The 17710-nt window shown below is 59.6% G+C and carries 17 protein-coding genes; 6 read left to right on the top strand and 11 right to left on the bottom strand.

Annotation, left to right across the window (positions count from 1 at the left end; translation table 11 throughout):
* Nucleotides 1–31: 31 nt before the first annotated feature.
* Nucleotides 32–1000 carry a DUF3499 family protein gene (locus JMN36_RS09855; protein WP_204087378.1) on the bottom strand — a complete coding sequence of 323 codons (969 nt, stop codon included), beginning with the start codon at nucleotides 998–1000 and terminating at the stop codon, nucleotides 32–34.
* An 85-nt stretch (nucleotides 1001–1085) separates the two neighbouring features.
* Here JMN36_RS09855 and JMN36_RS09850 point away from each other — a divergent pair, with 85 nt between their 5' ends.
* The gene (locus JMN36_RS09850; protein ID WP_012732132.1) at nucleotides 1086–1538 is read left to right on the top strand and encodes a metallopeptidase family protein; all 453 of its coding nucleotides are present in this window, start codon (nucleotides 1086–1088) and stop codon (nucleotides 1536–1538) included.
* A gap of 10 nt (nucleotides 1539–1548) precedes the next feature.
* Here JMN36_RS09850 and JMN36_RS09845 read toward each other — a convergent pair whose 3' ends face one another.
* The 4 genes from JMN36_RS09845 to rfbD form a co-directional block, all read right to left on the bottom strand.
* Complete coding sequence (locus tag JMN36_RS09845; RefSeq protein WP_052292494.1) at nucleotides 1549–1860, bottom strand: WhiB family transcriptional regulator; 312 nt, start codon at nucleotides 1858–1860, stop codon at nucleotides 1549–1551.
* Nucleotides 1861–2449: 589 nt separating this feature from the next.
* Nucleotides 2450–3601 (bottom strand): mannose-1-phosphate guanylyltransferase, encoded by a 1152-nt coding sequence (manB, locus tag JMN36_RS09840; RefSeq protein WP_012732134.1) that lies wholly within the window; start codon nucleotides 3599–3601, stop codon nucleotides 2450–2452.
* A gap of 209 nt (nucleotides 3602–3810) precedes the next feature.
* On the bottom strand, nucleotides 3811–4767 hold the full coding sequence (locus tag JMN36_RS09835) for a glycosyltransferase family 2 protein (RefSeq protein WP_236883109.1): 957 nt from the start codon (nucleotides 4765–4767) through the stop codon (nucleotides 3811–3813).
* Nucleotides 4768–4790: 23 nt separating this feature from the next.
* Nucleotides 4791–5789 carry a dTDP-4-dehydrorhamnose reductase gene (rfbD, locus tag JMN36_RS09830; protein ID WP_236881859.1) on the bottom strand — a complete coding sequence of 333 codons (999 nt, stop codon included), beginning with the start codon at nucleotides 5787–5789 and terminating at the stop codon, nucleotides 4791–4793.
* Nucleotides 5790–6019: 230 nt separating this feature from the next.
* On the opposite strand from rfbD, the gene JMN36_RS09825 reads away from it, so the two are divergent.
* Nucleotides 6020–8044 (top strand): LCP family protein, encoded by a 2025-nt coding sequence (locus JMN36_RS09825; protein ID WP_236881860.1) that lies wholly within the window; start codon nucleotides 6020–6022, stop codon nucleotides 8042–8044.
* 91 nt (nucleotides 8045–8135) lie between these two features.
* Entirely contained in the window at nucleotides 8136–9041 is a 906-nt protein-coding gene (locus JMN36_RS09820; protein ID WP_204087381.1) for a TIGR03089 family protein, read from the top strand.
* Between the two features lie 114 nt (nucleotides 9042–9155).
* Here the strand turns inward: JMN36_RS09820 and JMN36_RS09815 are convergent, their stop codons facing one another.
* The 6 genes from JMN36_RS09815 to JMN36_RS09790 form a co-directional block, all read right to left on the bottom strand.
* Nucleotides 9156–9731, bottom strand: coding sequence for a DoxX family protein (locus JMN36_RS09815; protein WP_204087382.1), 576 nt, complete (start codon nucleotides 9729–9731; stop codon nucleotides 9156–9158).
* Between the two features lie 169 nt (nucleotides 9732–9900).
* Complete coding sequence (locus tag JMN36_RS09810) at nucleotides 9901–10890, bottom strand: YdcF family protein (protein ID WP_204087383.1); 990 nt, start codon at nucleotides 10888–10890, stop codon at nucleotides 9901–9903.
* A 22-nt stretch (nucleotides 10891–10912) separates the two neighbouring features.
* Nucleotides 10913–11464 (bottom strand): 5-(carboxyamino)imidazole ribonucleotide mutase, encoded by a 552-nt coding sequence (purE, locus tag JMN36_RS09805; RefSeq protein WP_204087384.1) that lies wholly within the window; start codon nucleotides 11462–11464, stop codon nucleotides 10913–10915.
* A gap of 50 nt (nucleotides 11465–11514) precedes the next feature.
* Nucleotides 11515–12816, bottom strand: a complete 1302-nt coding sequence (locus tag JMN36_RS09800) for a 5-(carboxyamino)imidazole ribonucleotide synthase (protein WP_221924348.1) — start codon at nucleotides 12814–12816, stop codon at nucleotides 11515–11517.
* A 20-nt stretch (nucleotides 12817–12836) separates the two neighbouring features.
* Nucleotides 12837–13457 (bottom strand): YdbT family protein, encoded by a 621-nt coding sequence (locus JMN36_RS09795; RefSeq protein ID WP_204087386.1) that lies wholly within the window; start codon nucleotides 13455–13457, stop codon nucleotides 12837–12839.
* A 190-nt stretch (nucleotides 13458–13647) separates the two neighbouring features.
* Nucleotides 13648–14742 carry a biotin--[acetyl-CoA-carboxylase] ligase gene (locus JMN36_RS09790; protein WP_221924347.1) on the bottom strand — a complete coding sequence of 365 codons (1095 nt, stop codon included), beginning with the start codon at nucleotides 14740–14742 and terminating at the stop codon, nucleotides 13648–13650.
* Nucleotides 14743–14938: 196 nt separating this feature from the next.
* Between JMN36_RS09790 and JMN36_RS09785 the strand changes: the two genes are divergently transcribed.
* The 3 genes from JMN36_RS09785 to JMN36_RS09775 all read left to right on the top strand — a co-directional run bounded on the left by JMN36_RS09785 (nucleotide 14939) and on the right by JMN36_RS09775 (nucleotide 17679).
* Nucleotides 14939–16567, top strand: coding sequence for an acyl-CoA carboxylase subunit beta (locus JMN36_RS09785; protein ID WP_204087388.1), 1629 nt, complete (start codon nucleotides 14939–14941; stop codon nucleotides 16565–16567).
* Between the two features lie 117 nt (nucleotides 16568–16684).
* A complete protein-coding gene (locus JMN36_RS09780; protein ID WP_204087389.1) occupies nucleotides 16685–16972 on the top strand; it encodes an acyl-CoA carboxylase subunit epsilon in 288 nt (95 codons plus the stop codon).
* Between the two features lie 50 nt (nucleotides 16973–17022).
* Nucleotides 17023–17679, top strand: coding sequence for a Maf family protein (locus JMN36_RS09775; RefSeq protein ID WP_204087390.1), 657 nt, complete (start codon nucleotides 17023–17025; stop codon nucleotides 17677–17679).
* Nucleotides 17680–17710: the final 31 nt, after the last annotated feature.

Raw genomic sequence — 17710 nt, 5'->3', positions numbered from 1 at the left:
AGTTATCTTACACGGGCTTGACTTATCGATGTCACCTATCGCCATCCGGATCCGGGTCTGGAACGGCGTGGAGATGGCCGCGCTTACGCCCCGGAATGTTATGCAGCGACGGGTGCCGGACCTCCGACGAGTCCTGTGTCCGCGACCACCCCTGGGCGGGCTCGTGTGGTTCGGAGTGGTTCGACGCTCCCCGTCGCATTGTCTTTGCCGACGGTTCCTGCTCGGTCCCGGCGCGGTGGGATTCAGCCCGGTTATGGGGTGCGACGTGCGACGCGTGGTGGTTGTCCGGCCTGCGGTGACGGCCCGTTTGCCCCGTCGTGATGACGGATCTCCCATAGGAGGACTCCACGGTGGGTTCTTCCCCGCGGCCACGCCACAGGCGACGACGCCGCTCACGCTCCTTCGCTGCTTGAAGGAGAGGGGATTCGATCTCCCACTCGGCGTCATCGTCGGAGTCGGTACCGGGGTCGTTGTTATAGGCGGCGGCTGCGTGGCTGTCGGCACTGTGACGGTCGGCTGACTGTCTCATGCTCGACGGTTCAGTCGAGAATGCTCGCTTCTCGTTGTGATGGCGTGTGGCCTCACCGCGGTGTCCGTTTAAGCGCGAGATAGTGTCTTGAATATCAGCAACTGCGCCCTGGGTTGCGTCAGCATGACGAGCGCCAGAGCCGGCACCAAACCGAGCACCGGGACCAGCAACAGAACCGGCGTCGACACGGTGGTCGCCACCCTGAGGATCATTGACGCTATCTAAGAGCGCTGTCATATCGTCAACATCATCAACGTCGGGCTCGTCGCGAATAACTGTCCACCCCTCGGGCGGGCGGAACTGCGCGGAATGGCGCGCACACAAATCCCAACTGTGAGGATTGTCGTCTGAGGAGAGGGGGCCGACGATGACTGTTTCCTCCGCGTGCGAATACACCAAGGTCGCAGCTGCGGGTCGGCCGCAACCGGGGCGGCAGCACAGTCGCTTCTTATTCACGCGCTTTTCGTTCACGTCGCATTAGTCTAGCTGCCCATGTCCTCAACGCCGACGGCGTGGATGATTCATCCTGCCGGCGGAGCCCATTAGGGTTGGTGGCATGGATTATTCCCGCCGAGCTGAGCGCCACGGTCGTGGCATACGTGGGCCGATCTTGCCCCCCGAAGTTCCGCGGTGGACCAGCCGCCCGGCAGAATTCGACCAAGCCGTTTTAGACGCCTACGCCCCGATCCACGAGCAATGGTCCGAAGAGTTAGAACACCTGGACATCGCGCTAGACACTGTGCCACGCATGCGCTCCCGCCAATTGACGACGGTGTGGCCCGACGAAGTTGTGGCCGACGGTGCAGTCCCTCTGGGCCGGCTGATACCTGCCGGTGTCGACGATGATGGCCGTCCGACGCGCCCCCGGATTGTTGTTTTCCGACGCCCCATTGAAATGCGCACACAAAATATGACCGAGCGCTCGGAATTGCTCCACTACATTATCGGGAAGCTGGTGGCCACGTATTTGAACGTCGAGCCACGCATGATCGATCCAGATCTGGAATGAGCCGGCTGCTTTAGCCGATCTGCCTCTTCAGACGACGACGCTCACGTTCGGATAACCCACCCCAAATACCGAAGCGTTCATCGTGCTCGAGGGCATATTCAAGGCACTCGTCACGAACCGCGCAGGCTTTACAAATACGTTTTGCCTCGCGGGTTGAACCACCCTTTTCAGGAAAGAAAGCCTCAGGGTCTGTTTCTGCGCAGAGAGCTTGTTCTTGCCACTCTTGCTCCACAGAATCGAAAAGGATATCAAAGTCCTCGGCAAGGTCGGACGAGTAGGAGACGTCGCCAGGCTGGTCCGGCTGTGTAACTTCCTCTCCCATGAGCGCATGGAGGGTAGCGCGAGGGAAGTGCGCGGATGAATCAGCCATGCCTCTCCTTTTTGGTCAAACGACGTGGTCGCGCCGGGGTGGATGGCTACTGGCACGCGTCGCGGTATCCACATCAAGGGTCATTCATGCGGTCAACGGGCCGACAAGCTAGCACTACATCTTGTGGGGTCTTATGTTGTGCAGGCCGGCACGCTTCTCGCGCACTTTCCGCCCGATATGCGCCATTCGCCCTGATAGAGAGTCAGATTCGCCTGGAAAAACCAGGCATTACCACTCTCGGAAGGACAAACCAAGCACATTTTCCGTGTCGGCGGAAAGTCTTTCTACAGGACGATTACACACGTGTAATTCGAATACGTCAAGCCCCGTCACCTGCGTAAACACGCCACATAAACCCCTTTAGTCACATCTGTCACACAGGTTACATAGGGACGCTGACCCTTTTTCGGAGAAAACACGACATACCCTCATACTTAACCTGCAGACCACTAGATGTTGTGGTCTACCGACCTCGCATGATTAATATACGTTTCCTTACCAATTTTTCATCAATGGGTGGGATAGATCCTTCCCGCGGAGGCTAAACGTCGGTAGAAAACCTAATTCCGCTATCGGGGATATTCACCCCGGGCCACACGCGGACACCATCGATCAGTTCACACCGCGCACCGACCACGGCCCCCTCGCCGATCACCGCGTCGCGAAGAACAGCACGGGCGCCAATCCGGGCCCCGGCGGCAACGATGCAGCGCTCCAAGGTTGCGCCCGCCTCCACTTCGACACCGTCGAAAAGGACCGTCGTATCTAAGCGGGAGCCGCCGCCGACTTCACAGCCACGGCCCACGTAGGTGCCGCCGAGCAAGAGCGCACCTCCGCCGATCTGCGCCGACGAGTCCACCAGGGCTTCCCCGGTCTTCCCCACCAAAATCGGCGAATACGCAATGCCCCGCACCAGGTCCGAGCTACCACGGACGAAATCAGCCGGCGTACCCATATCACGCCAGTAGGCCTGGTCAACGTGGCCATACACGCGTAGACCGTCGTCAAGGAGTTTCGGGAACACCTCCCGCTCAACAGACACCACACGGTTCTCTGGGATACGGCCAATAATCTCGCGCTTAAAGACGTAGCAACCGGCGTTGATCTGGTCCGTCGGCGGATCCATCGTCTTCTCTAAGAACGCCGTCACCCGGCCATCCTCATTCGTCGGAACGCAACCAAAAGCACGCGGATCGGGAACGCGCACCAGGTGCATGGTGACATCCGCATCCTTCGTCGCGTGGGTCCCTAACACCGCGCGAAGGTCCGTGCCGCCCAACACGTCGCCATTAAAAACGAGGGCGTTATCGTGGCGGAGCGATGGCAGCACGTTACGGATACCGCCGCCCGTACCCAGGGCCTCTTCCTCCACGACATACTCGATCTCGAGGCCTAGGTCCGAGCCGTCACCAAAGTGTTCCTGGAACACTTCTGCTTTGAACGACGTTCCCAGCACGACGTGGGTCATTCCGGCTGCTTTAATCCGGCCCAGCAAATGCTGGAGGAAAGGCACCCCCGCCGTCGGCATCATTGGCTTTGGTACAGAATTCGTCAGAGGACGCAGGCGCGTTCCTTTACCGCCCACCAGAATGACGGCATCCGTGTTCTCCGCGAGATGCGCACCGACTTCTAGCTGCTGTTGATCTGCAGAATCCTGTGCCCATCCTTGGGCACCCCTGAAATCAACGACCATTTTTCATGCCTTTCTAGACGTGCGTGACTCCAAGCCGGGTCAACGGCCTGTGTCACCGCTATCAATGGACGCGCGAAAAGTGGCCGACGCGCGTGCGTACAACGATTCGCGATTAAACTACCACTCCCCTAGGACAAAACTGTGCTCCCGCGCCTAGGGGCGACGACGTGCCCCGCACTTCCGTCGAGTCCCCCCTCATTTATAAAGCTTTAACTCTGATGCCCTTTGGTATGACTATCCAGCCCAGCCAAGGCGACAGAAATCCCCGTTCGCGCTTTCAATCCGCACCACAGCGCGACACGCAATGGCAACCACCGAAGTCCAGGATGCCGATCCGCCTGGAACCGATAGGCGCTGTCATGATGGGCTGGAAGCATCGTTGATTTGTGCTTATTCGCGGAATGGCCCTGCGCGTGAGTCACCGTCGCCTCTGGGGTGAAGATGTTTTGCCACCCGGCGTGGGTCATGCGATCGCCCAGGTCCACATCTTCCATATACATGAAGTACCGCTCGTCGAATCCGCCGATGGATTCAAACGCATCCCACCGCACGAGCAAGCAGGAACCAGACACCCATCCTGCTTCGCGTTCGCGGTCAAGGTCAGCGCCACGTCGGTACTTCTTTGACCAGGGGTTATCCTTCCAGATCGGGCCCAGTAGCGCGTGCCCGATACCACTAATAACTTCCGGTACTTCTCGCGCGGACGGATACACACTGCCGTCGGGCTCCACAATTTTCGGCCCCACTGCTCCGGCCCGTGGGTGGCGATGCGCAGCCTCAATCATGCGGTCAATCGAGCCCGGCGAGAACTCCACATCGGGGTTAGCAATCACAAAGAATTCGCTGTCTACCGCGTTGTCGTGGCCCCGCCGTCGGGCCAACAGACGAGCCGCAATGTTCACCGCGGTTCCGTACCCCACATTTCCGCCCGTGCGGAGTAGCTCCACATTGGGCGCCACAGCCGCTTCCGGAGCGCCGTCGGTCGACCCATTATCAGCCATCACGACGACGAACTCCCGGCTGGTCGCGTCGGCAAGAGAATCGAGGAAACGACGGAGGTGATCCCCTGGCGAATAGGTCACGGTCACGATGGCTAGCGGAGCCCGATCCCCCTTGAGCTGGTGTTCTGCTGGTGACTCTGCCTGTTTATCGCTCACAGGTTCCATACTGTACTCGATCCCGCGGTGAATCAGCACACACCGGTGACAGCACGATGTACACCATCCTCCCAGGCCGGCAGCGGTGTCAGACCCAGCGCGAGCCACGACGAATTGTCGAGAACAGACCAGTGAGGGCGCGCCGCCGCCGTCGGGTAATCCTCACTGGAAATCGGGATAACACGATCTGGGTCTGCTCCGACCTCTGCGAATACTCGACGCGCCACGTCCCACCACGTGCACGCGCCCGCTCCTGTGCAATGCACGACACTCCCGGGGGCAAGGATCGCGGGAAAGTTGATCGTCGCGGACGACGCGCCCGAGAGCTCCCACAGGCCGCGGGCAAGGTCGAAAACGTTGGTGGGGCTTCCCCACTGATCATTAACGACGCGGACGTGAGGGCTATCGTCGCCACGGGACTGCTGCTCCAGGCGCATCATGGTGGAGACAAAGTCGTGGTGGTCGGGCAAGGCTGAGCCGGAGTAGACCCACGCGGTTCGGACGACGACGCAGGGGACGTCGGTGTTCTCAAACGCTGCCTGAACAGCGCGATCGCCGGCTAACTTGGTACGACCGTAGACCGACTGCGGGTGGGTGGGGGTGTCGACGCGCAGGGGTGCGTGCCCGCCGACGAAGGGCTCCGACGCGTCTGTCGGATTGGCTGGCTCGCCGCCCCCGTCCGACTCGACGGCGTCACTCTGGCCGTAGACATAATCCGTCGAGATGTGGATAAAAGGTATTTCTGCCTGGGCGGCCGCCTGCGCTAAATACGCAGCACCATCGGTGTTGACAGCACGTGCGGCGTCCTGATGAGCAGGGTCTTCGGCGCGGTCCACGGCGGTGTGGGCGGCGGCGTTAATAATCAAGTCGGGCTGTTCCGAATCCAGAACGTCATGAATGACGTCCTGCTGGGTGATGTCCAATTCCGCCCGCCCCAAACATGAGATGTGCCCGCTCCGTACCGGTGCCGGAGCAGTCATTGCTAACGCGGTTCCTAGTTGGCCTCGCCCTCCGGCGATGAGGATATTCACAGTCTTTACTCTCCTTGTGCCTGTGTACACGGGGCCGGGTCGCACCACCGTCGTTCGCTACCCATATGTACTCCCATGTGTGCTCCGTCATAACGGTCATGACGTTCGACATGCCAAACGGTTATCGCGTCTCGCATAAACTACAGCGTAAGCTGTATATTCTCGAAAAGCTTCACGGTCATGCCGCCTTAATGTGTAGGCATAGCTATCGACCAAAGGAAATTTTTTGTATGGGTAGGACTGACGATTCTCGAGGCCAGGGCCCGAAGGGGCACTACTGGCGCGGTGACGACTCACATGGACGCTCGTCGCACGAACGCAGCGGCGACGCATCACGGCGGGGTTCCTATCGCCATGAGTCGCCATCCGGAGCCGGGGCCAACGACGCCACCAGCGAACAGTCTGGCGCCGGGCGTCGCGGCTACAACGGATCTACCCGCTATTCCGCCTCACGTCACACCCCTGATGACCACTCTGGTCACGAGAACCTGCGCGACCGCACCCCTCGCGAGCGCGGCAATCACCGCCACCGGTCCACCGACGCGTACCGACGCAGGAGCACCTACGCGGAATCCTCCCGCCCATCGCGCGAGAGAAACCGTCCCGCGAATCGCGCCGCCGGAGCCCGCGTCATTCAGGCACCGCCGAACGCACGCCCCAGCCACAAACAGGTCGGCTCGCGGGCGGTCAAGTCGCTTTTAGTGGTCATGGCGTTGGTCTGCGTCATACTGCCCGCCGTCGGCTATAAAGCAATCGGCGGGTTGGGCAATGAGATGGCCTCCGCCGGGAACCTCAAGCTGGGCGAAAAGGGCAAAGCGAAGGACGGTGCCACCGACATTCTCCTCGTCGGCGCGGATTCACGCACCGATGCCAAGGGCAACCCCCTCACGGAGGAAGAGGCGAAAATGCTCCGCGCCGGGGATGACGTCGCAACCCTGAATACCGACACGATCGTACTGATCCGCGTGCCCAATGATGGGTCGTCGGCAACGGCCATTTCCATTCCCCGCGATTCCTATATTCATACGAAAGACTTGGGGAACACGAAGATCAATGCGGTGTTCGGATCGACCAAGTTTGAGAAGGAGAAGGAGCTCCAGGAAGAGGGGAAGGATAAGGACGACATAGATAAGGAGTCCACTGAAGCTGGGCGTTCTGCGCTGATCGATGCCGTGGCGAACCTCACGGGGATTACGGTCGATCACTACGCTGAGATCGGGCTTCTGGGGTTTGTGCTGCTCACCAACGCTGTCGGTGGAGTGGAGGTCTGTCTGAACAACGACGTTGACGACGACTTCTCCGGGGCGCACTTCAAGAAGGGCAAGCAGACTCTCGACGGAGCGGACGCTCTGTCCTTCGTCCGCCAGCGCCACGGCCTTCCTCGTGGCGACCTTGACCGCATCGCGCGCCAGCAGGCGTTCATGGCGTCGTTGGCTCACAAGATTCTCTCGACGGGCACGCTGACGAACACGTCGAAAATCTCGAAACTCTCTGAGGCCGTTGAGCGGTCGGTGGTGTTGGACAACGACTGGGATGTCATGAGCTTTGCGACACAGATGCAGGACGTTGCCGGCGGACATGTGTCCTTCCAAACCATCCCGACGACCAGCCTGGACGGAACGGGCGACAATGGCGAATCGATCGTTACCGTTGATCCCGACCAGGTGAAGGCGTTCGTCGCGGAGACCGTCGGCGAGGAGTCGCCGAAGAAGAGCGAGGATAAGCACAAGGATTCGAGCGAATCGCCGTCTGAAAGCTCAGCTGAGGAAGAACCGGTCGAACGGGACTTCATGGCCTCGCAATACACGGTGACGGTGACGAATGGTTCATCCGTCACGGGCCTGGCCAGCCGGGTCTCGAAGATCGCGACCAGCGAGGGCTACGCGGAAGGGACCACGGCGAACGATACGGAGGGCAGCCCGCAGACCAGCGTCGTAAAGGCTGCCGATCCCGATTCGCACCCCGCGAAGTTCCTGGCCCAGAAGCTGCATCTCAAGGTGGAGCAGGACTCGTCGCTCTCGGATAACGAGATCAACGTGTACCTGACTAATGACTACAACGGCCCGGGCAAGACCGAGGATTCTCTGCAGAAATATCTTGACGGCGAGGAATCCGACGACGCCAATAACGCAGATGCGAACGCTGGGGCTGGGAGTGCCGGCGATGCTGGTCCTGGTGAGAAGGGTGAGACCAATACTCAGCCTGGCGAGTCGCCGAAGTTTGATGCTGGTGACAGCCCCAAGTGCGTGAATTAACGGGTGTTTGGGGGTGCTAGGGCAACCGGCCCCCATGCCCCGGAAACAGCGAGCGACCTGAAAACAACGCAACCCTAGAAATGGAGCACCGATGGACCTGCTGAGAGCTGCGCTGAAGCACGACCCCAGTGCGCCACGCCTGACTGTCTACGTGGATTCCCCCAACCCGCGGAAATCGTCCCGCATGGAGTTCAGCACCATCACTCTGGATAATTGGGCCTCCAAGCTCGGAAATTATTTCCTCGACGAAGCCATGATGGAGCCCGGCGACTCGGTGGCCGTGACCATGCCGACCCGGTGGCAGACCGCCGCGATTATCCTCGGGGCAGTTCGAGCTGGCATCACACTTATCGACGACGAGAACGCTGCCGATGCAGAGACCAATGGTCTTGTTGCGTTTGTTGAATCTCTTTTTGCGCCGTCGGACGAGGACGCAAGTAGCGCGGAACCTTCAGAGGATGCCGGCCTTCGGACTGACAACCCCTTCTTGCGCTACACCGACAGCATGACGGCATATTCTGGCGCCCCGGTTTATCTCTGCACCGACGACCCCTTCGGACGCTCAGTCGAAGACACTGGGGTTGACCTGGACGAACTCGACGTCGAGGAACCGGTGGATCTTTTTGGCGAGGCCCGACTGTGCCCCGATGCGTTTATGGGCGACGACTCGGCAGCGGACGATCCTGACCACATCGTTCTCCACGACTGCAACGGAACGCTAACCGTCGGCGAGCTCTATGACGCTGGTCAGCGCTGGTACGAGGCGCAACTTCACGACAATGATGCGGCAGCGGACGACAGCGAGACCACACCTCAGCCACACCGTGCACTTCTGGGCGCGTGGCCAACCATCCGTGACTTCTTGATCGTCGCCGTCGGGACCTGGATGAATAATGGCTCACTCGTCATTTATTCCGATGAAACCAACCGGAATGACGGCCGGTACCGCGATATTGCGGAGACAGAAAAAGCAGCTACCAGTGATTATCCGCACTAAGGGTACAATCCGCGGGGAACTAACCGGCACAGGAACCAGAGACCAAACGTCACTGCATGACAAAAGCGGATGTCTCGTCGGCACCCGCTTCATCTAAAAATTAGCAAGCAGAATTTACTTGGAGTGGCACTTCGAGTGGCACTTGGTCAGGAAAGCCAGCTTCCCGCCGGTGCGGCCAACTTTCTGCAAGCCACTGCTCTTGGCTGATTCAATCTTGGCCTTACGCTCTGCACGTGCAGCCTTCTTCTCTGCCTTGCGTGCACGGCGGGATTCCTTCTTGGAAACTTCCTTGTGCTTCGTGCGCGGAGCAGCAGCGATGTTCAGCAAACCACCGACGATAGCGGTGTTCAGCGCGAAGCTCAGAGCCTGAGTGTTCTTCTTCTCTGGTTCATTTTCCTCCCAGAAGCGGTGGCCGGCGTAGGTCGTCGGCACGAGGGAGCCCACCAAGCCAAGTGCTGCAAGGCGCGGGAAAATGCCGAGGCCCAAGGCGGTTCCCAAGCCCATCATCGAAACACCATTTGCTTGAACAAGAAGGTTGGAGGAAACCGGGAGTTCCTTAATTCCCAGCTTGTCAGCGGCCTGCTCAACAACACCGGACAGCTGCTCGGAGTTGTCCAAGGCGTTCTTCCCGCCGACGATAAAAACAGGGGCGATGGCCGCGCGGCCAATGAAACGCAGAAGCTTAGACATAAATGTTCACCTCATGAGTCGGATTGGTTCAGTAATGATTCTGGTGAAGGTCAGTTGTCGATTGTAGGCGCATTCAGGACATTAATCACCATCCACGCGCCTGTAGTGTGGTTTTCGTCGCAAATGCAGCCACTCTGCACACACGCTCACGCTGCAGACGCCCACACGGTTAACGAAACAAATTTTTCGCGTAGTGCATTCCCACCGCGGCATATTCCCTCAACAAGCTATGGTTCTGCACACTGCGGGGATTCGTCGCTCCTACAACCTCAACATCGCACTCACGAAAGAGCCCGGCGCGACGCAACCGCTCCACAATCATGTCAATGCGTATGCAGTGGAAATCCGTGCTCACCACCACGAGCGATTCCGGTTCCCTCCCCAACCGCTCCGTCATTATCGCGTGAGCATGCCGGAGGTTTTCTTCCGTCGTCGTCGAGGTGTCCTCAACCACAATGTGTTGCGGCTGCATGCCTTGTTCGCGCGCGTACTCCGCCATCGCCTCCGCCTCGGGGCGCGGCTCATCATTTCCCCGCCCACCGCAGAGCACCAACACCGGTTCGTGCTCGGGCCCCTCATCGCGGGAGCTTTTCGGCGGATATGCGCGCTCTGTGTCACGCCAGACTGCTATTCCCTTGTCGACGCGATACGCCAGAACGCGGGACACCCGACCTTGAATCAGCCCAGCGCCGCAGACGATGATCCCGTCCGGAACGCCTGCATAACGATGACCAGGACTGTCATGCTGGCCCACATGACGCAACCGAAGCGTTGACCGATGACGCCGCACAGCCCGCACAAAACACACAAAGCCGGCACCTAGCGCTACGAACACCAGCGAATACCCGCCGGCAACAACCCTGACGAGTGGCTGCACATCCGTCGGCATCAGCGCAATCCATGCGGCCGGGATGACAGTGGACGTCCACCACGCTGTCGCCGTCACCGCAGCCAGGTGGATAGGCCCTCGGCCGTCGGGCGTGTGTAAGGCTCGGCCCATCTTCCGCGCTGTCCACGCCCCCACTGCCCCGGTCACGGCAAGCCCCGCGGGAAGTAAGCGCCACGTTCCCACGTCGATAAGAAAAGAGAGTGACCAACCGATCACCCCAGCTCCGGTCAGGGCAACAGCGGCTGCAGGGGTCCGCGCGGTCTTCTTCACTGGCAGCTCGCTTTCTGGCAGGTCACTCCGCGCCAGACATGAGCTTCTGGCGGAGCGCAAGGTCCTTCTTCAGGACACTAGTCTCCATATCTTCCTGGTACTTCACCATTTTCGTGATTAACGACGAATCCCCTGCCGACAAAATCCGCACGGCCAGGAGGCCCGCATTCTTGGCACCACCGACGCTGACCGTGGCGACGGGAACGCCGCTGGGCATCTGGACGATAGAGAGGAGGGAATCGATGCCTTCCAAATTATCCAGTGGACGGGGAACACCGATGACTGGGAGTGGCGTCGCTGCTGCCACCATGCCGGGCAAGTGCGCCGCCCCGCCGGCGCCGGCGATGATGCACGAGATGCCCCGCTTGTGGGCCTGACGTGCGTAATCAAGCATGCGCTGTGGGGTTCGGTGCGCTGAGACCACGCCGACCTCGAAGGGGATCCCGAACTCCTGAAGAATATCGGCGGCTGGTTTCATTGTTGGCCAGTCTGAGTCCGACCCCATGATGAGGCCTACTTTGGGGCCGCTGGGCTGCGAATCAGCGCTAGCTGTCTGTCCACTGTTGTCAGTCATGTCAATTGTCCTCTCTTGCCCGGAACTTTTGTTGCCTCGGTGCGCCAAACCTAATCGGCAGTCTCCGGCCATTGCCCGTGAACCAAGAAATAAGCCGCTTCCTGCGCTTTCTTCCGAACATCGTCAGGAGACACAGCATTCGACTGCTCGCCGGAGGAGCCAGCTGAGTCAGCAGAATCCGACACCAACGACGCCGAGATGTTCACATGCCCTATCTTCCGCCCAGGCCGGAACCCTTTGCCATAGAAATGGATTTTTGCCTCCGGGAAGCGCTTCCACACATGAACCATGCGCTCTGACCAGGCCATATCGGGATCCTCGTCACCGCCCAGCACATTGGCCATCACCGTGCAGTTAGCGGTCATCGCGGTGCTTCCGAGCGGCATATCCGCCACCGCCCGCATATGCTGCTCAAACTGGCTGGTCACACATCCATCTTGCGTCCAGTGGCCGGTGTTGTGCGGCCGCATCGCCAGCTCGTTAACCACCACGGCCGGATCGCCGTCCACATCCGTCGTCTCGAAAAGCTCGACGGCCATCACGCCAGTTACGCCGAGTTCCGTCGCAATGCGCGTGGCAATCCGCTGCGCTTCGTCGCGAAGAGAAGGCTCCAACCCCGGCGCGGGAGCAATAGCCAACCAACAAATTCCGTCTTTTTGCACCGATTCGACGACGGGCCACAGTGCGCTCTCGCCCGATGGCGTGCGCGCAATCATCGCGGAAAGTTCGCGGACCAGGTGGACTTTGCGCTCGGCCATCGCAGGCGTGCCGTCGTCGATGAGAGTAGCGACGAGGTCCGCACACTCGTCTTCGGATTCGGGGAACCAGACGCCATGCCCGTCGTACCCGCCACGGCACGCCTTGATGCATACTTCCCCGTCCATAACATGCCAGAACTGGCGCGCGTCATCGACCGACTCCATCGCCATGAAGGGAGGCACGGGTAGGCCCATCTCGCGGAGTTTCTTCCGCTGAGCCAGCTTGTCCTGGGCGTAGAGCAGCGCGTCGGGGCCTGGCTCCACATTCACCCCTTCGGCTTGCAATGTACGCAAATGCTCCGGGGGTACGTGCTCGTGATCGAAAGTGACAGCGGTCGCCCCCGATGCCACGCGATGCAAGTCGTCGAGATTCGTGTAATCACCAATGACCACGTCGGGAATGATCTGGGCAGCGGACGCGGAGGTATCTGAGGCGAGCAATCGCAAGGACTGCCCCAATTCCGCCGCGGCAGGCTGCATCATGCGAGCCAATTGCCCGTCGCCGACAACAGCGATAGTGGGCTGGCCTTCGATATGCGAATCCGACGCGACCCGATCTGCCTTGTCTACGGTATCTTCCGATCTAGCACTCACCCGGTTAAGTATAGGGGCCGCTACCAGCGGTGTCGCAGGCGTCTGGTGGTCACACGTTTTACTCTGCGTACTTTTGCCACATTGGGGACCATCAAGGGAGGCATGCGGTAGACGTCGAAAATAAGGGTTGATCGACGACGGTGCAGCCCGGTGACCTGGTCTAATGGGATATCGACAATGTCGTCCTTAGCGAACCTAGCGACGACGCGATAGTTTGTGACGACGAGGCGATTGCGCCACCACTTCATGACTGGGCGGGCGAAGAACCAGGCAACGGCGACGACCCACGCTATGAGGAGGAACTGGCGCAGTCCGCCGAAGCCACCATCGACAAAGGGGCCGGCGGCGCCATCGATCATTCCGATGATTCCCCACATAATTCCGCTGATGAGGATGGTCTCTAGGACTGGGAAAACGAGTGTGCCACGTTTGGAATGGACGTCAACGAGAACTCTTTCATCGTCCGCGATGCGGTATTCGGGGAAGCCGCCGTTGAAGGGCGGGAGTGGTTCCAACGAATCGTCGTCGAGGGGCTCGCCACTGTCATCTTGGCCCCACAGGCCGGAGCCTCCGTAACCTCTGCGGCCATCGCGTTCGTCGAGGTCATCCGTCGGTCGGTACGCATGGCTTCGGATGGCCACAGTGGGGCACCTCCCTTCTCAGCGTGAGTCCCTTCGCGACGTGTATTGGTCTTTGGTGTATGTAGCTCGCGACGGGATCCTCGACAAAACTACCAGTTTTACCAATTGTCACATGATTAACGTCAGTATCCCAGTGTTATCTGCTGCAACATCATAGTGGGCGACGGGACACGACCTCGTGGACACAGGCTCATGAGTAGCGCAGATGCGTGATATCGCCGGCCGCCACGGTGTGAATTTGTCCCCGAGCATCGCGAATGAGCAATTCGCCTGCGTCGCTAATATCCACTGCTGTGCCGGTCAGTTTTCCGCCATTGGGCAACCCGGCGCTAACCGACTCATTCAGGGTTGCGGACACCGCCTTGTAATCGTCGATAAACGACGACGCCGATCCCCCAGCATTTCTCCATTGCCGCTGCCTCTCGAGCAGCGAGCCCAGGACCGCGATGGTGACCTCTGTTCGATCGACATGCTTGCCTTCCAGGGCAAACGAGGTCGCATTATCAATGGGCAGTTCCGCCTTCGTGAGATCAATATTGAGCCCGAACCCGACGACGACTGTGGGATTATCAGACATACTGACCGCTTCGGCGAGGATTCCGCACATCTTGTCGCCCCGCACCAAAATGTCGTTCGGCCACTTCACACGGGCGTCGATCCCATAAGAGCGAACCGTATCGGCCACCGCCACCCCGGTCAGAAGTGGGAGCAACCCGAGTTTCGTCGGCGGCACTTCCGGACGGAGCAACACACTCAGCGTGACCTGACTGTGTCGCGGCGCGCTCCATGCTCGCCCCAAACGGCCACGTCCGGACACCTGTTCTTCAGCAATGAGAACGGAAAGGTCCGGCAACGTGCTGGCTGCGGCATGAAGATCAGTGTTGGTCGATCCCGTTGACTCAACGATCGCAATATCGTTCCACCCTTGCTCACGCAGAGCCTTCACCACGCGCTCGTGATCTAACGGTGGCCTTACCCCCGCATTTTCACTTTCATTATCATTTGGCGACGTGGTGTCGGTGCGGTTGACTTGCTCGCCGGAGCCCCCTTGCGAGCTCTCGGACCACTTGCCTGGGGGCACTTGCGCACCTTTCGCGAACGCATCACCTGCACCGGACCATTTTCCCGGCGGGACCTGCGCACCCTTCGCCGACGCATCGCCACCGTCGGACCACTTGCCCGGCGGCACCTGAGCACCCTTGGCAGAAGGATCTCCGCCGTTCTGCGCGTTCCGTCGCTCGTCGCCTGTGTCGTCGTTCTTGCCGTGCTTATCGTCGTGAGTCATGTTTCTTATTCTTCACCATAAGGATTGAGAAGCATAAGTATTGATGACGCAGTGAGGTCGCCCAGCAACCACAAAGAGCGCACACCGGCACATCATGCTCCTTTCCATCCCTTTCCCTCTTTATGGGGGGCTCATCCGGGGGAATTGCAGACGTTTCAGTCTGTTCCTGTTGGTATTTGGGCCTAGACTTAACCACATGACAGCCGCCACACTCACCGCAGATACAACCGCACAAGACATCCACACCACCGCCGGCAAGTTGGCCGATCTACGGTCGCGTCTCGCAGAGACCCAGATGCCTATGGGCCAAGCGTCCATCGAAAAGATTCACGACCGCGGCAAGCTTTCCGCCCGCGAGCGCATCGAATATCTCCTTGACGACGGTTCCTTCGTCGAAGTTGATTCCCTGGCCCGGCACCGGTCCACGAACTTCGGGCTCGACGCTAAACGCCCTCTCACCGACGGTGTTGTCACGGGCTACGGAACGATCGATGGCCGCAAGGTCTGCGTGTTCTCGCAAGACGTCGCCATCTTCGGTGGTGCACTCGGCGAAGTGTACGGCGAAAAAATCGTCAAGATCATGGACTTGGCCATTAAGACCGGGGTGCCGCTGATCGGCATCAACGAAGGTGCTGGTGCCCGTATTCAAGAGGGCGTCGTGTCCCTGGGCCTGTACTCCAAGATCTTCTTCCGCAACACGCGCGCATCGGGCGTTATCCCGCAGATCTCCCTGATTATGGGTGCGTGCGCAGGTGGTCACGTGTACTCGCCAGCGCTGACGGACTTCATCATCATGGTGGACAAAACCTCCAAGATGTTCATTACCGGCCCGGACGTCATCAAGACCGTGACCGGCGAGGAAATCACCCAGGAGGAACTCGGTGGTGCCTCAACCCACATGAGCTCCTCAGGTACATCCCACTACACCGCGGAAAACGACGAAGACGCCCTGGACTTCGTGCAGGAACTCATCACCTACCTGCCACAAAACAACCGGGCCGAAACACCGCGAGTCCCAGCCGATCCATTCGAGGGTTCCATCGAGGACAACATCACCGACGCGGACCGCGAACTCGACACGATCATCCCAGACTCCCCCAACCAGCCGTATGACATGAAAGATGTCATCACCCACATCTCCGACGATGAGGAGTTCCTGGAGATCCAGGAAGGCTACGCCGAAAACGTCATCATCGGTTTCGGCCGGGTCGAGGGACGTGCCGTCGGTTTCGTCGCCAATCAGCCCATGCAATACGCAGGATGTTTGGACATTAAGGCCTCTGAGAAGGCTGCGCGATTTGTTCGTACCTGCGACGCGTTCAATATTCCAATCATCGAGCTTGTCGACGTTCCAGGGTTCCTGCCCGGCACGAACCAGGAGTTCGACGGCATTATCCGTCGCGGTGCTAAGTTGCTGTACGCCTACGCCGAGGCCACCGTCCCGAAGATCACGGTGATCACGCGTAAGGGCTACGGCGGAGCGTACTGCGTCATGGGCTCCAAGGACATGGGCGCGGATATTTCGCTCGCATGGCCTACCGCTCAGATCGCCGTGATGGGTGCTGCCGGTGCCGTCGGCTTCGTCTACCGCAAGGAGCTGAAGAAAGCGGCTAAAGAGGGCAAGGACGTTGCTGCTCTGCAGAAGTCGTATGAGCAGGAGTACGAAGACACCCTGGTCAACCCCTATGTTGCAGCAGAGCGTGGCTTCGTCGACGCCGTCATTCCGCCGAGCGAAACTCGCGGCCAGATCATCGAAGGCTTGCGTCTGCTGGACCGCAAGGTGGAAAACGTCCCAGCAAAGAAGCACGGAAACATTCCGCTGTAACCAACGTGGCCGAGGGGCGACCACCTTCCCTGCCCCTCCGTCGTTAGTAACCGTTATTAACGACGGCTATTAACGACGACGGCCTCCACGGGAGTAACAGCGAGAAATGGAGTTTACATGTCTGACGGCTCACACGCGGACGACACCACACCCAGCGCTGGGGACACGGGCGCACCCGGTGACGGAACAGCGACTGAGAAGAAGCCTGTTTTCCTTAAAGTGATCAAGGGAAATCCCACCGCGCCACAAGTGGCAGCCCTGACGGCTCTGTTCGCAGGTATGTCAGCTAACGCGAGCGACGATGGCGAACCCGAGACACCGAACAACTGGGGACGCTTCGACGAGAAGTTCACGAACACACACACGTCGAATGCAGGGAACTTCCCGAACCTGAGGTTCTACTAAGCCCGCTGATCTCATGGTTCGGCGTGTTTTACTCGTGTTTTAATGGGACCATGATCATTCTGGCGTCCTCATCTCCCTCGCGGTTATCCGTCCTCCGCTCTGCTGGCGTCGAGCCGGCCATCGAACCGCCCGAGGTCGACGAGGACGCCATTTTGCGCACTGTGCGCGACAAATCCCCTGAAGATCAAGTCTGCGCCCTCGCCCACGCGAAAGCCACGGCTATTGCGTCGCGGCATCTCACATCGGTCCACCCGGGAGGCGAAAATCCCACCCCACGTGTGGTTATTGGTGCGGATTCGATGCTCTATCTCGATGGTGAACTCCAAGGCAAACCCCACACCGTCGAGGAAACGATCCGGCGCTGGACTAACCAGCGCGGGAAAACCGCGCGACTCATTACCGGGCATTGCATTATCAACCTGGACACCACGGTGACGGACGAGGACACCTTCCTCCGTGCCGTCTCCACCACAGTGCATTATGCACAGGCTTCCGACGCCGATATCCGCGCGTACGCGAATTCCGGGGAGCCCTTGAACTGCGCTGGAGCGTTCACACTCGAGGCTATGGGCGGGTGGTTCATCGACCGCATCGAAGGGGATCCCTCCTCCGTCATTGGCCTCTCACTCCCCCTTGTGCGGGAGGCGCTATACAGCTTCGGCTACGAGGTTTCTGAATTCTGGAACCGCTCCGAACACGCGAATTAAACCCACCGTCACTGTGAATCACACCCGGCGA

It is taken from the genome of Corynebacterium pseudokroppenstedtii, assembly GCF_019754945.1.
GTDB classification, from domain to species: domain Bacteria; phylum Actinomycetota; class Actinomycetes; order Mycobacteriales; family Mycobacteriaceae; genus Corynebacterium; species Corynebacterium pseudokroppenstedtii.
This window is presented reverse-complemented; position numbering and strand designations above follow the sequence as displayed.

Bases quoted from the DNA above. Each gene is read 5' to 3' on its own strand.
- JMN36_RS09850 (WP_012732132.1), top strand. From the start codon at position 1,086: ATGGATTATTCCCGCCGAGCTGAGCGCCACGGTCGTGGCATACGTGGG.
- JMN36_RS09845 (WP_052292494.1), bottom strand. From the start codon at position 1,860: ATGGGAGAGGAAGTTACACAGCCGGACCAGCCTGGCGACGTCTCCTAC.
- manB (WP_012732134.1), bottom strand. From the start codon at position 3,601: ATGGTCGTTGATTTCAGGGGTGCCCAAGGATGGGCACAGGATTCTGCA.
- JMN36_RS09835 (WP_236883109.1), bottom strand. From the start codon at position 4,767: ATGGAACCTGTGAGCGATAAACAGGCAGAGTCACCAGCAGAACACCAG.
- JMN36_RS09825 (WP_236881860.1), top strand. From the start codon at position 6,020: ATGGGTAGGACTGACGATTCTCGAGGCCAGGGCCCGAAGGGGCACTAC.
- JMN36_RS09820 (WP_204087381.1), top strand. From the start codon at position 8,136: ATGGACCTGCTGAGAGCTGCGCTGAAGCACGACCCCAGTGCGCCACGC.
- JMN36_RS09815 (WP_204087382.1), bottom strand. From the start codon at position 9,731: ATGTCTAAGCTTCTGCGTTTCATTGGCCGCGCGGCCATCGCCCCTGTT.
- purE (WP_204087384.1), bottom strand. From the start codon at position 11,464: ATGACTGACAACAGTGGACAGACAGCTAGCGCTGATTCGCAGCCCAGC.
- JMN36_RS09790 (WP_221924347.1), bottom strand. From the start codon at position 14,742: ATGACTCACGACGATAAGCACGGCAAGAACGACGACACAGGCGACGAG.
- JMN36_RS09785 (WP_204087388.1), top strand. From the start codon at position 14,939: ATGACAGCCGCCACACTCACCGCAGATACAACCGCACAAGACATCCAC.
- JMN36_RS09780 (WP_204087389.1), top strand. From the start codon at position 16,685: ATGTCTGACGGCTCACACGCGGACGACACCACACCCAGCGCTGGGGAC.
- JMN36_RS09775 (WP_204087390.1), top strand. From the start codon at position 17,023: ATGATCATTCTGGCGTCCTCATCTCCCTCGCGGTTATCCGTCCTCCGC.